Source organism: Polaromonas sp. P1_G2, from assembly GCF_056405515.1.
In genome coordinates this window covers 1-13941 of sequence record NZ_JBFUBY010000016.1, presented here as the reverse complement: position 1 = coordinate 13941, position 13941 = coordinate 1, and the positions used below count along the sequence as shown (strand labels likewise).

At 64.9% G+C, this 13941-nt stretch carries 9 protein-coding genes; 2 read left to right on the top strand and 7 right to left on the bottom strand.

Going from position 1 to position 13941, the window contains the following annotated elements; genetic code table 11:
- Nucleotides 1–18: 18 nt before the first annotated feature.
- On the bottom strand, nucleotides 19–4026 hold the full coding sequence (gene purL / locus AC1D0P_RS03330) for a phosphoribosylformylglycinamidine synthase (RefSeq protein ID WP_477675388.1): 4008 nt from the start codon (nucleotides 4024–4026) through the stop codon (nucleotides 19–21).
- Nucleotides 4027–4430: 404 nt separating this feature from the next.
- Here purL and map point away from each other — a divergent pair, with 404 nt between their 5' ends.
- Both map and AC1D0P_RS03320 read left to right on the top strand, forming a co-directional pair.
- Nucleotides 4431–5273, top strand: coding sequence for a type I methionyl aminopeptidase (map, locus tag AC1D0P_RS03325; protein WP_477675387.1), 843 nt, complete (start codon nucleotides 4431–4433; stop codon nucleotides 5271–5273).
- A gap of 56 nt (nucleotides 5274–5329) precedes the next feature.
- Nucleotides 5330–7921: a [protein-PII] uridylyltransferase gene (locus AC1D0P_RS03320; protein ID WP_477675386.1), complete on the top strand. Its 2592-nt coding sequence runs from the start codon at nucleotides 5330–5332 to the stop codon at nucleotides 7919–7921.
- A gap of 12 nt (nucleotides 7922–7933) precedes the next feature.
- Here the strand turns inward: AC1D0P_RS03320 and AC1D0P_RS03315 are convergent, their stop codons facing one another.
- From AC1D0P_RS03315 to AC1D0P_RS03290, 6 genes are all read right to left on the bottom strand, one after another.
- A complete protein-coding gene (locus AC1D0P_RS03315; protein ID WP_477675385.1) occupies nucleotides 7934–8653 on the bottom strand; it encodes a class I SAM-dependent methyltransferase in 720 nt (239 codons plus the stop codon).
- Nucleotides 8654–8753: 100 nt separating this feature from the next.
- Nucleotides 8754–9749: a cytochrome-c peroxidase gene (locus AC1D0P_RS03310; protein WP_477675384.1), complete on the bottom strand. Its 996-nt coding sequence runs from the start codon at nucleotides 9747–9749 to the stop codon at nucleotides 8754–8756.
- Nucleotides 9750–9913: 164 nt separating this feature from the next.
- Nucleotides 9914–10453, bottom strand: coding sequence for a peptide deformylase (def, locus tag AC1D0P_RS03305; protein ID WP_411879299.1), 540 nt, complete (start codon nucleotides 10451–10453; stop codon nucleotides 9914–9916).
- Between the two features lie 33 nt (nucleotides 10454–10486).
- Nucleotides 10487–10681 (bottom strand): hypothetical protein, encoded by a 195-nt coding sequence (locus AC1D0P_RS03300; RefSeq protein ID WP_436154570.1) that lies wholly within the window; start codon nucleotides 10679–10681, stop codon nucleotides 10487–10489.
- A gap of 169 nt (nucleotides 10682–10850) precedes the next feature.
- A complete protein-coding gene (gene ligA, locus AC1D0P_RS03295) occupies nucleotides 10851–12956 on the bottom strand; it encodes an NAD-dependent DNA ligase LigA (RefSeq protein WP_477675383.1) in 2106 nt (701 codons plus the stop codon).
- 35 nt (nucleotides 12957–12991) lie between these two features.
- Nucleotides 12992–13941, bottom strand: a 950-nt coding sequence (locus AC1D0P_RS03290; RefSeq protein ID WP_477675382.1) for a cell division protein ZipA C-terminal FtsZ-binding domain-containing protein, incomplete at its 5' end; no start/stop codon positions are given.

Genomic DNA, 13941 nt, shown 5'->3' with positions numbered 1-13941 from the left:
TCTGTTCTCGTTAGTTGATCAACCCACCCACTTGCGCGCGTTATGCCACAGGCTCATCCACGGGCTGCGTTCGCCGGCGTCGCCCGACGTCCAGCTCTTCTGGATGTTGCGGAACACGCGCTCGGGGTGCGGCATCATGGCCGTGAAGCGGCCGTCGGCCGTGGTCACGGCCGTCAGGCCGCCGGCGCTGCCGTTGGGATTAGCCGGATAGGCTTCCGTCGCTTTGCCGTGGTTATCGGTGAAACGCATTGCGGCAATGGCTTTGGACGCATCGCCCCGGAAGGCGAAATTGGCATAACCCTCGCCGTGCGCCACCGCGATCGGCAGGCGGCTGCCGGCCATGCCCTGCAGGAAGATGCTGGGCGATTCCAGCACTTCGACCATGCTCAGGCGCGCCTCGAAGCGTTCGCTGCGGTTGGTGGTGAAGCGCGGCCAGGCTTCGGCGCCGGGGATGATGTCGGCCAGCTCGGCAAACATCTGGCAGCCGTTGCACACGCCCAAGCCGAAGGTGTCCTGGCGCGCAAAGAAAGCCTTGAATTCTTCGGACAGCACCGGGTTGAAGGTGACCGAGCGCGCCCAGCCTACGCCGGCGCCCAAGGTGTCCCCATAGCTGAAGCCGCCGCAGGCCACGATGCCCTTGAAGTCGGCCAGCTTGGCGCGGCCGGTCTGCAGGTCGGTCATGTGCACGTCGCAGGCTTCAAAGCCGGCTTCGGTGAACACATACGCCATTTCCACATGCGAGTTGACGCCCTGCTCACGCAGAACCGCCACGCGGGGCCGTGCCGACAGGTTGAGCGCGGGAGCTACCGGCACCTTGGCCGGATCAAACGTCAGCTGTACTTGCAGGCCCGGGTCGGCGGGGTTGCCGGCGGCCGCGTGCTCGGTGTTGGCGCAATCGGGGTTGTCGCGTTGCTGGCAGATCTTCCAGCTGACGGAGTCCCAGACCTGGTGCAGGTCCTGCAACCTGGCCGAGAACACGGCCTTGGTGTCGCGCCAGACCTGGATCTCGCCCTTGCCGACTTCGAGGGAGGCATGCTGCGGGCGGGTCTTGCCGATGAAGTGGCTGAACTTTGACAGGCCGTGCTCGCGCAGGGTCTGCATGACTTCATTGCGCGCGGCGGTGGCCACCTGGATGACTGCGCCCAGCTCTTCGTTGAACAGCGCCTTGAGCGTGAGTTCTTCGCGGCGCGCGCCGACCTGGCTTGCCCAGTTCTTGCTGTCGCCGGTGTCCATGCGGCTGTCAGAAATGCCGTCGCCCTCGACCAGCAGCATGTCGATGTTGAGCGACACGCCCACGTTGCCGGCAAAACCCATTTCACAGACCGCGGCGAACAGGCCGCCGTCGCTGCGGTCGTGGTAAGCCATGAGCTTGCCCTCTTTGCGCAGCGCATTGATGGCATTCACCAGATTGACCAGGTCTTTCGGGTCGTCGAGGTCGGGCACATCGCCCTCTTCCTTGTTGAGCGTCTGCGCCAGGATGGAGCCGCCCATGCGGTTTTTGCCCTTCCCCAGATCGACCAGGATCAGCGTGCTGTCGGCCTCTTCGCGGTCCAGCTGCGGCGTCAGCGTGCCGCGCACGTCGGGCAGCGTGGCGAAGGCGCTCACGATCAGCGAGACCGGCGAGGTGACTTTCTTGCCGGCGTCGCCTTCACTCCACACAGTGCGCATGGACAGGGAATCCTTGCCGACCGGAATCGACACGCCCAGCGCCGGGCACAGCTCCATGCCCACGGCCTTGACGGTTTCATACAGCGCGGCGTCCTGGCCGGGCTCGCCGCAGGCGGCCATCCAGTTGGCGGACAGCTTGACGCGCGGCAGTTCAATCGGCGCGGCCAGCAAATTGGTGATGGCCTCGGCGACCGCCATGCGGCCGGAGGCTGCCGCGTTGACGGTGGCCAGCGGCGTGCGTTCGCCCATGCTCATGGCCTCGCCGGCAAAACCGCTGTAGTCGGCCAGCGTGACGGCGCAGTCAGCCACCGGCACCTGCCAGGGGCCGACCATCTGGTCGCGGTGCGTGAGGCCGCTCACGGTGCGGTCGCCTATGGTGATCAAAAAACGCTTGGAAGCGACAGTCGGGTGGCCCAGCACGGCGATCGCGCTTTGCTGCAGGTCCACGCCGGTCAGGTCGATCGGCTTGATCGAGTGTTTGACGGTTTTCACGTCGCGGTGCATCTTGGGCGGTTTGCCCAGCAGCACATTCATCGGCATGTCGACTGGAGCCGCGGCATCCTTGTCGGACAGCATCAACTGCTTTTCTTCCGTCGCCACGCCGATCACGGCAAAGGGGCAACGCTCGCGCTCGCAAAAAGCCTGGAACTGCGACAGCGACTCGGACGCGATCGCCATCACGTAGCGCTCCTGGCTTTCATTGCTCCAGATTTCCTTGGGCGAGAGGCCGCTTTCCTCCAGCGGCACGGCGCGCAGGTCGAACTTCGCGCCGCGGCCGGCGTCGTTCACGAGTTCGGGGAAGGCGTTGGACAAGCCGCCGGCGCCCACGTCGTGGATCGCCAGGATGGGGTTGGCCGCACCGAGCTGGGCGCACTGGTTGATGACTTCCTGGGCCCGGCGTTCAATTTCAGGATTGCCGCGCTGCACCGAGTCGAAGTCGAGCTGGGCTGCGTTGGCGCCCGAGGCCATGGAACTGGCCGCGCTACCGCCCATGCCGATGCGCATGCCGGGGCCGCCCAGCTGGATCAGCAGGGTACCGGCCGGGAACAGGATTTTTTGGGTGAGCGCCGCGTCAATCGTGCCGACGCCGCCCGCGATCATGATGGGCTTGTGGTAACCCCAGCGCTGGCCGCCCACGGTCTGCTCGTATTCGCGGAAGTAGCCGTTCAGATTGGGCCGGCCGAATTCGTTGTTAAAGGCCGCGCCGCCCAGCGGGCCTTCGGTCATGATCTGCAGCGGGCTGGCGATGTGTTCGGGCTTGCCGTAGTCGCCGTCAAACAATTTGGAGACCGTGAAACCGGTCAGGCCGGCCTTGGGCTTGGAGCCGCGGCCGGTCGCGCCCTCGTCGCGAATCTCGCCGCCCGCGCCGGTGGAGGCACCCGGGAACGGCGAGATCGCCGTCGGGTGGTTGTGGGTTTCGACCTTCATGAGCACATGCATCTGCACGTCGTCGGTGGCGCTGTAGGTCTGCTGGCCGGATAAGCCCGGTTTGGCATAAAACCGCTGGGTTTTGTAGCCTTCCATGACGGAGGCGTTGTCCGAATAGGCCACCACCGTGTGCTGGGGGTGCAGCTTTTCGGTGTTGCGGATCATGCCGAACAGGCTTTTTTCCTGCGGCACGCCGTCAATCGTGAAGTCGGCGTTGAAAATTTTGTGGCGGCAATGTTCGCTGTTGGCCTGGGCGAACATCATGAGCTCGACGTCGGTCGGGTTGCGCTTGAGTTGGGTGAAAGCGTTGACGAGATAGTCGATCTCGTCGGCGGCCAGCGCCAGGCCGAACTCGGCGTTGGCTTTTTCAAGCGCGGCCTTGCCGCCGGCCAGCACGTCAATCGTTTGCAGCGCTGCGCCCTGCAGCTCGGTGAACAGGCCCGCGGCTTCGGCGCGGTCGAACATCACGCTTTCGGTCATGCGGTCGTGCAACAGGCCGGCGACCTGCTCGCGCTGGGCGGCGCTCAGGGCCGTTTTGCTGAAAAATCCGGTTTTTAGCGTGACGCGGTATTCGGTGATGCGTTCGACGCGCTTGACGGCCAGGCCGCAGTTGTGGGCGATGTCTGTGGCCTTGGACGCCCAGGGCGAGACGGTGCCGAAACGCGGCGAAACGATAAAGGCCAGGGCATCGCCGGCCTTGCCCTCGGCCGGCGGGCAGGGTTCGCCGTAAGTGAGCAGCGCCGCGAGCTGGGCCTTGGCGGCCTCCGAGGGCGGCGACTCGGTTGCCACCAGGTGCACAAAGCGGGCGCTGATGCCGACGATCTTGTCGTGGATGGCTTGCAGGCGGGGAAGGAGTTGCTGGACGCGGAAGTCGCTGAGGGCGCTGATCCCGTGGGGTTCGCCCTCAAAAGTCGTCAGGTGCAGGGTCACGGTAGCGGTGGCCTTGTAGTGGGAAGTGGGCAGCTCATGGCTGTTTAGAACCTGTTCAACGTCTTTTTGGAGATCGCATTGGAGTGCAATCGGGATGAGTTGATGCTTCGGATGCGCCGCAGGCTGCACACCGCGCCTTGCATCCCATCCCGAAAAGGTACTTGTGCGATTCCAAAAAGACATTGAACAGGTTCTTAGGGTTTAACACCGCCTGCAAGCGCCTGGTGGGGCCGGGTTTTGCGGGGTACGCGTTAACCCGTAATTTTATCAGTGACTGGGGCACCAGCGGACCGGCCGGGCATCGTGAACGAGCACTTTCGCGCTTCATTCGGGCCAAAAATGCAAAAGCCCTTGCCCCCATGCTGAAAATGCATGTGCCTGGGAGCGGTGGGATAATCGGGGCCATGAGTATTACTTACAAAGATGCTGACGGGATTGAAGGCATGCGCCTGGCCGGCAGGCTGGCCTCCGAAGTACTGGACTACCTCGCCCCCTTCGTGAAACCGGGCGTGACCACCAATGAAATCGACCGCCTGGCCCACGACTACATGACCCAGGTCCAGGGCACCATCCCCGCCACGCTGGGTTACGGCCCCCCGGGCTATGTGCCCTACCCCAAATCGCTGTGCACCTCGGTTAACCACCAGGTCTGCCACGGCATTCCCAACGACAAACCGCTCAAAAAAGGCGACATCGTCAACATCGACGTGACGGTCATCACCAAGGACGGCTGGCACGGCGACAACAGCCGCATGTACCTGGTCGGCGAGGCCTCGATCGCCGCCAAGCGCCTGTGCAACATCACCTATGAAGCCATGTGGCAGGGCATCATGCGCGTCAAGCCCGGCGTGCGGCTGGGCGACATCGGCTTCGCGATCCAGGCCTTCGCCGAAAAGCAGGGTTTTTCGGTGGTGCGCGAGTTCTGCGGCCATGGCATCGGCAAGAACTTCCACGAAGAACCCCAGGTGCTGCATTACGGCCGCCCCGGCACGCTCGAAGAACTGGTGCCCGGCATGACCTTCACCATCGAGCCCATGATCAACGCCGGCAAGCGTGACATCAAGGACGGCCCCGAAAAAGACGGCTGGAGCATCGTGACACGCGACCATTCGCTGTCCGCCCAGTGGGAACACACCATCCTGGTGACCGAGACCGGCTACGAGGTGTTGACCCTGTCCGCCGGCAGCCCGCCGATTCCGGCYTTTGTGCCGCAGCAAAGCCAGCTCCAGGCCACGGTCAGCGCCTGAGCGGGGCACCACCAGTGCCGGTACCGCGCGCGTCCTCCGACACGGCCCCTGCCACATTGAACGGCCTGGGCCCGGTGCGTGAGCAGTACAAGGCCGGCAAAGCCGCCCTGCTGGCCTCGTTGGCGGCCAGCGGCGCGTCCTCGCGCGGCATCCACAGCCTGCTGCAGAAATTCGCCCGCCACGCCGATGCCACATTGCAGGCGCTCTGGGAAGGCGCCGGCTTTCCGGCCGCGGCCTGCCTGGTCGCCGCCGGTGGTTTCGGCCGCGGCGAGCTGTTTCCCCATTCGGACGTGGACGTGCTGCTGCTGCTGCCGGACAACACTGACGTCGATGCCGACCCGGCCCTGAAAGCCAAGGTCGAGCGTTTTATCGGCGCCTGCTGGGATGTCGGCCTGGAAATCGGCTCCAGCGTGCGGACCGCTTCCGGCTGCGTGGAGGAAGCCTCCAAGGACGTCACGGTGCAGACCTCGCTGCTGGAAGCGCGCCTGGTCGCCGGGTCCAAAAAGAACTTCCAGCAGTTGCAAAAACGCCTGGCCGCCGTGCTGGACCCGCAGGCCTTTTACGTGGCCAAGACCCTGGAACTGCGCCAGCGCCATAACAAGTTCGAGAACACGCCCTATTCGCTTGAGCCGAACTGCAAGGAATCGCCGGGCGGCCTGCGCGACCTGCAGGTGATCCTCTGGGTGGCACGTGCCGCCGGCCTGGGCAAGTCCTGGGACGACCTGGCCCGCAAGGGCCTGGCCACGCCCTTTGAGGTGCGGCAGATCAAGGCCAACGAGGCGCTGCTGAGCCTGATACGCGCCCGCCTGCACCTGATCGCGGGCCGACGCGAAGACCGCCTGGTGTTCGACCTGCAGACCGCGGTAGCCGAGTCCTTTGGTTATTCGGCCGAGGCCGACGACGGCAGCAAGCTGCCGCGCCGCGCCAGCGAGGCGCTCATGAAGCGTTATTACTGGGCCGCCAAGGCCGTGACCCAGCTCAACCAGATCCTGCTGCTCAACATCGAGGAGCGGCTGAACCCCAATACCTACCCACTGCGGCCCATCAACGAGCGCTTTTGCGACAAGGCCGGCATGCTGGAGGTGGCCAGCGACGACCTGTATGCGCGCGAGCCGCACGCGATTCTCGAAACCTTTTTGGTTTATGAAACCACCGTCGGCATCAAGGGCCTGTCGGCGCGCACCCTGCGCGCGCTCTACAACGCCCGCGGCCTGATGAACAGCAAGTTCCGCAGCGACCCGGTCAACCGCGACACCTTCCGCCGCATCCTGCAGCAGCCCGAGGGCATCACGCATGCCATGCGGCTCATGAACCAGACCTCGGTGCTGGGCCGCTACCTCTGGATCTTCCGCAAGATCGTCGGGCAGATGCAGCACGACCTGTTCCACGTCTATACGGTGGACCAGCACATCCTGATGGTGCTGCGCAACGTGCGGCGCTTCTTTATGGCCGAGCATTCGCACGAGTACCCGATGTGCTCGCAACTCGCGGGCGGCTGGGACAAGCCCTGGATCCTCTACATCGCCGCGCTGTTCCACGACATCGCCAAGGGCCGCGGCGGCGACCATTCAGAGCTGGGCTGCAAGGAAGTGCACATCTTCTGCCGCCAGCACGGCATCGCCGCCGAGGACGCGAAGCTGATCGAGTTCCTGGTCGGCGAGCACCTGAGCATGAGCCGCATCGCCCAGAAAGAAGACCTTAGCGACCCGGAGGTTATCGCGGCCTTTGCCAAACGCGTGGGCAACGAGCGCTACCTCACCGCGCTCTACCTGCTGACGGTGGCCGACATACGCGGCACCAGCCCCAAGGTCTGGAACGCCTGGAAAGGCAAGCTGCTCGAGGACCTGTACCGCTACACCCTGCGCGTGCTGGGCGGCCGCGCACCCGACGCGGACGCCGAAGTCGAGGCCCGCAAGCGCGAGGCCCTGACCACCCTGGCCCTGCACGCCGAACCCTTCGAGGCGCACAAGGCACTGTGGGACACGCTGGATGTCAGCTATTTCATGCGCCATGAGGCCTCCGACATCGCCTGGCACGCGCGCCAGCTGTCGCGCCACGTCGGCAAGGCCAAGGCCATCGTGCGCGCGCGCCGCTCATCGGCCGGCGAAGGCATGCAGGTGCTGGTCTACACGCCCGACGCGCCCGACCTGTTCGCGCGCATCTGCGGCTACTTCGACGAAGCCGGCTTCAGCATCCTGGACGCCAAGATCCACACCGCCCAGAACGGCTATGCGCTGGACACCTTCCAGGTCGTGAGCCCGACGCTGGCCGACCACTACCGCGAACTCGCGGCCATGGTAGAGGCCGATCTGGACCGCACCATCGAGGAGCCCGGCCCGCTGCCCCCGCCCGGCAAGGGCCGCGTGTCGCGCCGCGTCAAGAGCTTCCCGATCGCGCCGCGCGTGGACCTGCGGCCCGATGAAAAAGCCCAGCGCTGGCTGCTCAGCGTCTCGGCCAGCGACCGCGTGGGCCTGCTCTACCGCATCGCGCGGGTGCTGGCGCGCCACCGCATCAACCTGCAGCTGGCCAAGGTCAGCACCCTGGGCGAGCGCGTGGAAGACACGTTCTTGATCGACGGCCCCGAACTGCAGCACAACAAGGCGCAGATCGCGATCGAAACAGAATTACTCGAAGCGCTCAATACCTGATGGAATGAAATTTCAAATGGCCGGTTTGCGCAGGTACTGCAGCAGCCGACCTTTGTAGTGGCCACCGGCCGGTAATTCGGTCACACGTGTCTCGGTGCGTGAATAGCCCAGCCCATCCATCTTGCGGTTGAAACTGGCGCGGTTGCCGCGGTCCGGGTCGACGATCAGCACCTCGGTGTGCGGCAGCGCATGCAGCTCGATAAACTGCGATAACACCTCGGGCTGGCCGCGGTCGTAGAGCACGTCGCTGCCGATGATCAGGTCAAAACGCTCCAGCAGCGGATTGGCGCGCGACCAGTTGCCGGTCTGGTACTTCATCGCGGGCAGGTGGTTGAGCTTGAGGTTTTCAAGCAGGAACTCCGCCGCCAGAGGATGGCAGTCGCTGGCCGTGATGTTGCCGCCGCGCCTGTGCACGACCAGGCTGGCCAGCGCCAGGCCGCAACCGAGTTCAAGGATGCGCTTGCCTTCGAGCTCGAAGGTCAGCATGGCATGGGCCAGCACCCGGCCCGAAGGCCAGAGCAACCCGAAGATCGGCCATGCCGACGAAGAGATGCCTTCGCGTTCGGCCTCGCCCAGGGGATCGTGGAATTGCTGGCGGTCCAGCAGCGAACGCAGCTGCAGGTCGTCGCCGCTGCCGCTCACGGTTTCATATTTGAGCAGGTAAGGCGGCGAAGGCGGTGGGGAAGCAGCTCCGGGGATGGGAACTGCTCCCGACGCGGGAGCGAGCAACATCCGGAAATTTTTCCTTGCGTGACAACACGCTGAAACGGGGCGAAATAGCCCTCAACCGGGGCCAGTGTACGCCTGCCGCGCCCATCAAATGGCAGACGGCTCAGCGTTTTTCCAGCTGCTTGCCGGTCAGGCTCTTCAGGAATGCTTCGATGTCCTTGCGGTCGGCTGGCGGGATTTCCCGTCCCAGTTGATGGCGGCCCATCAACTGGATGGCCTCATCCAGGCTCTCTACGGCGCCGTCATGAAAATACGGGGCGGTGATGGCGACGTTACGCAAGGAGGCGACGCGGAATACGTGCATGTCTTCGTCTTTTTTGGTGACCAGCAAGCGCCCCTTGTCCGTCTCGACCATGGCGCCGCGGCCCTTCCTGGCACGGTCGCCATAGTAGTCGCCGATCAGGCTGAACTTCATGAAAGTGTTGCCACCCACATTAATTCCGTTGTGGCAACCCACGCAGCCCTGACTCTTGAACTTGTCGTAGCCGACTTTTTCCTGCGCGGTGATCGCCTTGTCGTCTCCCTTGAGCCAATCGTCGAAGCGCGAGGGCGTGACCAAGGAACGTTCGAAACTGACAATGGCCTCGCTGGCATTCTTCTGGGTCACGGGCTCGTCACCGCCATAAATGGCCTTGAACTCGGAAACCATGGCGGGGTCGGCCGCAAGGATGGTGAGCACCTTGCCCCAGTCGTGGCCCATGGTGTCGGCGTTGCCGACCGATCCCGAAATCTGGGCCTCAAGGTCCTTGGTGCGACCCGTCCAGTTGAGCCCTGCCGTGTTGTAGCGCACATTGAAAATTGTTGGCGAGTTCAGTTCACGCACCTTGCCGAATGCGCTGACGGAGTGCCGGCGGGGATCAGCCCCTCCGGCATGCGGAAGATGGCAGGATTGGCACGATACCGAGCCATCGCCCGAGAAACGCTTGTCCGCAAACAGCTTCTCGCCCAGTTTCGCTTTGGCCGGATCAACGTCGGTCACTTTGTCCGGCAATGGAAGAATGGGTTCCGGCGAACGGGTGGCCTGGGCGATCGCAAGCAATTGCGTCGCCGCGGCTATCGTCGCCGCCAGGACGGCAAGTTTGAACAAATGCACACTCATGCTTTCTCCTTCAGGCGCTAGCCATTGACCGTTCGTCTGCTGACAATCGCAGATGGGCATAAAGCAGAGTGTTCTTCTGGCGGTGCGCAACGGCCGGCGCTACGCCATACATCGGAATGCCTCTTTAATATTTTTCCATCGCCCCCGGCTGGCCGCCCTTCTTTTTAGTCGTCGTCCGACGCATCCAGCCCGGGAAAGAGTACTTCAGTGAAACCAAACTGCGTGAAGTCGCGGATGCGCATGGGGTACAGCGTGCCGATCAGATGGTCGCATTCATGCTGCACCACACGCGCATGAAAGCCCTCCACCGTGCGTTCTATCGCGTCGCCGTACTGGTCAAACCCGGCATAGTGGATGCGTGAATACCGCGGCACCACGCCGCGCAGCCCAGGCACCGAGAGGCAGCCTTCCCAGCCGTCCTCTTCCTCGGGGCCCAGCGGCTTGATCACAGGGTTGAGCAGCACCGTGCGCGGCACCAGCGGCGCATCGGGATAGCGTGGGTTGACCGCGTCGGTGCCGAAAATCACCAGTTGCAGGTCCACGCCGATTTGCGGCGCCGCCAGGCCCGCGCCGTTGACGGCGCGCATGGTGTCGAACATGTCCGAGATCAGCAGGTGCAGCTCATCGGTGTCGAAAGCGGTGACGGGCTGGGCGACACGCAGCAGCCGGGGGTCGCCCATCTTGAGGATTTCGCGTATGGTCATGCGCCGATTATGGCGGCGCGAAACCTTTTTGGCTTAATGCCAGCGCCTGTAGCCCCAGCCTCGGTAATAGCCGGGCGCGGGCACCACCACAACGGGGGCGGGTTCGACATAAACGGGGCGGGACGGGTAAACCGCCACGGGAGGGCCGACGGGGGCGACGACGCAGCCGGACAGCAAGGCGGCCAGGCCGGCGGCGGCCACCAGGGCGGGCAAACGTTTGTTATTCATGGAAAGCTCCTGTGTGTACAGGTCTTTTCAACGCTTGGCGCGGACGTCCGGCCTGACGTCCCGTGTGCAAACCCCGGTAACGCCATGTAAGCCGAAGCCGGCGACAGCTACTCCGTGGTGCGGGCGCTGCGGCAGCCCTGGCTCACCATGGGCAGGTGCCAGGAGGACGTCATGCTGACGGCCCGGCCAGCATGACCAGCAGCGCCGCCTCGTCGATCACGGGCACACCCAGCGTCTGCGCCTTGACCAGCTTGCTGCCGGCCTCCTCGCCGGCCACCACGTAGTCGGTCTTCTTGCTGACCGAGCCGGCCACCTTGCCGCCGGCGGCTTCGACCCTGTCCTTGGCCTCATCGCGGCTCAGGGTCGGCAAGGTGCCGGTGATGACAAAGGTCTTGCCCGACAGCGGCTGCGGCGCCCGGGCGGCGGGCTCGCCCTCTTCCCAGGTGACGCCGCAGGCGCGCAGCTGCTCGACCACCTCGCGGTTGTGCGGCTGCTCAAAAAAGGTGCGAATGCTTTGCGCGACGATGGGGCCCACGTCGCTGACCTCCAGCAGTTGCTCTTCCGTCGCGTCCATGATGGCATCGAGTTTGCCGAAATGCCGCGCCAGCTCCTTGGCGGTGGCTTCGCCGACGTGGCGTATGCCCAGGCCGAACAGGAAGCGCGGCAAGGTCGTCTGCTTGGATTTTTCGAGCGCTTCGAGCAGGTTGTTGGCCGATTTTTCGGCCATGCGGTCCAGCTCGGCCAACGCCGTGAGACCCAGCTTGTAGAGGTCAGGCAAGGTGCGGATGATGTTGGCGTCCACCAGTTGCTCGACCAGTTTGTCGCCCAGGCCTTCGACCTCGACGGCGCGGCGGTGCGCGTAATGCAGGATGGCCTCCTTGCGCTGGGCGCCGCAGAAAAGGCCGCCCGTGCAGCGGTAGTCTGCCTCGCCTTCCTCGCGCACGGCGTCCGAGCCGCAGACCGGGCATTTGCGCGGCATGCTGAACTGCGGCGCGTCCTGCACGCGTTTTTCAAGCAGCACACTGACGACTTCGGGGATCACGTCGCCCGCGCGGCGCACGATCACGGTGTCGCCCACACGCACGTCCTTGCGCCGCGCTTCATCCTCGTTATGCAGCGTGGCATTGGTCACGGTAACGCCGCCCACGAACACCGGCGCCAGCTTGGCCACCGGCGTGAGCTTGCCGGTGCGCCCGACCTGCACTTCGATGGCCTGCACGGTGGTGAGCTGCTCCTGGGCCGGGTATTTGTGCGCCACGGCCCAACGCGGTTCGCGCGAGACAAAGCCCATCTTCTTTTGCAGCGCCAGGCTGTTGACCTTGTAGACCACGCCGTCGATGTCGTAAGGCAGGCTGTCGCGCTGCTTGCCCATGGCCTGGTGGAAAGCGATCAGCTCGGGAGCGCCCTGCGCGAGCTGCGTCTGCGTTGCCACCGGAAAACCCCAGGAGCGCAGCGTCATCAGCAACTGGAGGTGGCTCTCGAAAGCCGGGCCGCCCTCTTCCGCCGGCGTGACCTCGCCCAGGCCGTAGGCAAAAAAACTCAAGCGCCGCCGCGCGGCCAAGGCCGGGTCCAGCTGGCGCACGCCGCCGGCCGCCGCGTTGCGCGGGTTGACGAAGGTTTTTTCGCCCTTCGCGCCTTGCGCGATCTTCTCGCGCTGCTTTTCGTTGAGCGCTTCAAAATCGGCGCGGCGCATATAGACCTCGCCGCGCACCTCCATCACGGGCGGCGCATCGGACGGCAGGCGCAAGGGAATCTGGTTGATGGTGCGGATGTTCTGCGTGACGTCCTCGCCGACCTCGCCGTCACCGCGCGTGGCGGCCTGCACCAGGATGCCGTTCTCATAACGCAAGCTCATGGCCAGGCCGTCGAACTTGAGCTCGGCCACGTACTCCACCGGCGGGTCTGACTCGGCCAGGCCCAGTTCCTTGCGCACGCGGGTGTCGAAGTTCTGAGCACCCGTCGCCTCGGTGTCGGTTTCGGTGCGTATGCTGAGCATGGGCAGCTTGTGGCGCACGCTGGCGAACTGGTCCAGCGGCTTGCCRCCCACGCGCTGGGTCGGTGAGTCCGGCGTCAACAGTTCGGGGTGGGCTGCTTCAAGTTCCTGCAGCTCCCTGAACAGCCTGTCGTATTCGGCATCGGGGATCGTGGGCTCGTCAAGCACGTAGTAGCGGTGCGCGTGCAGGTGCAGCTCTGCACGCAGGGCAGCGGCACGCGCCGCGGCGGAAGTTGGCTGCGGCGACGGTTCGGGCTGCGCAAACAGGTCTTTGGTGGCCATGGAAACACTCGAAATGGGGCGCAAGGCCGGGGGAATCAGGAAAAAAGCCGGCGTCCCAGCACCGAACCCGCCGACAAATCGCGGCTGTCCAGCGTGTCGTAGAGCTGCTCGAGGTCGGCGTGTATGACTTCCATGGCCTCGGGGCGGATCAGGTTGCCGTTGTCGTCGATGATCACGCCGTCCATGTTGGCGGCCAGGGCCAGCGCGGCTTCGCACATGCGGGCGAAGGGCTGCTCGGAGCGCAGCACCTGCGGCACGTCCAGAGACAGCGTGAGTTCACGCAGGGCCGTCTGTTCGGGGTCTTCGGCCATGGCGGCCTGGGTGTCGAAGGCCAGGCCCAGGATGGGCGCGTGGCCTTGCTGGCTGGCGGGCAGCACCATGCGGCCGGGAATGGAGCCGGCGACAAAGCCCAGGCGTGCCGCGCTTTGCTGCACATAGCCGGGGCTCCAGGCGGTGTTGACGGCGCGCAGCGTGAAACTCAGTTGCGCGTCGTGGGCGCTGGCGAATTGGTCGAGTTCGCGGGCGCGCGCGACCTCGTCCACCATCTCGGGAAACTCGGGCTCGCCGCCCACAGCGTCGGCAAAAGCCTGGGCCTTCATGACGAACTCGGAATATTCGATCTGGTTCAGCGCGCCGGTGCGGTTGGCCAGTTGCACGCCGCACTGGAAGGCGCTGTAGCGATGGCCGGCCGTGGGGAATTCCCATTCGCCGGTGATCACGCTAAGGCCTTCGACGCCAAAGGGCTTGCTGCCGGCGCGGCGCGTGCTGGGCATGGCGGCCAGCGCGGCTTCGCCCGAGACCACGCCGTCCAGGGCAACGGCCGCCATGGCGTCGATCAGGATGTCCAGGCCCGGCTTGCGCTCGGGCGTGGTGAGCCGCGTCAGTGAATTGAGGGAGGCCAGGCCCGAATCGGCGTCGAAGCTGGGCTCCAGGCGCTCCGGCTCGCCTGCAGTTTCGGCCGTCGAGTGGTCTACCGGCATAGTCG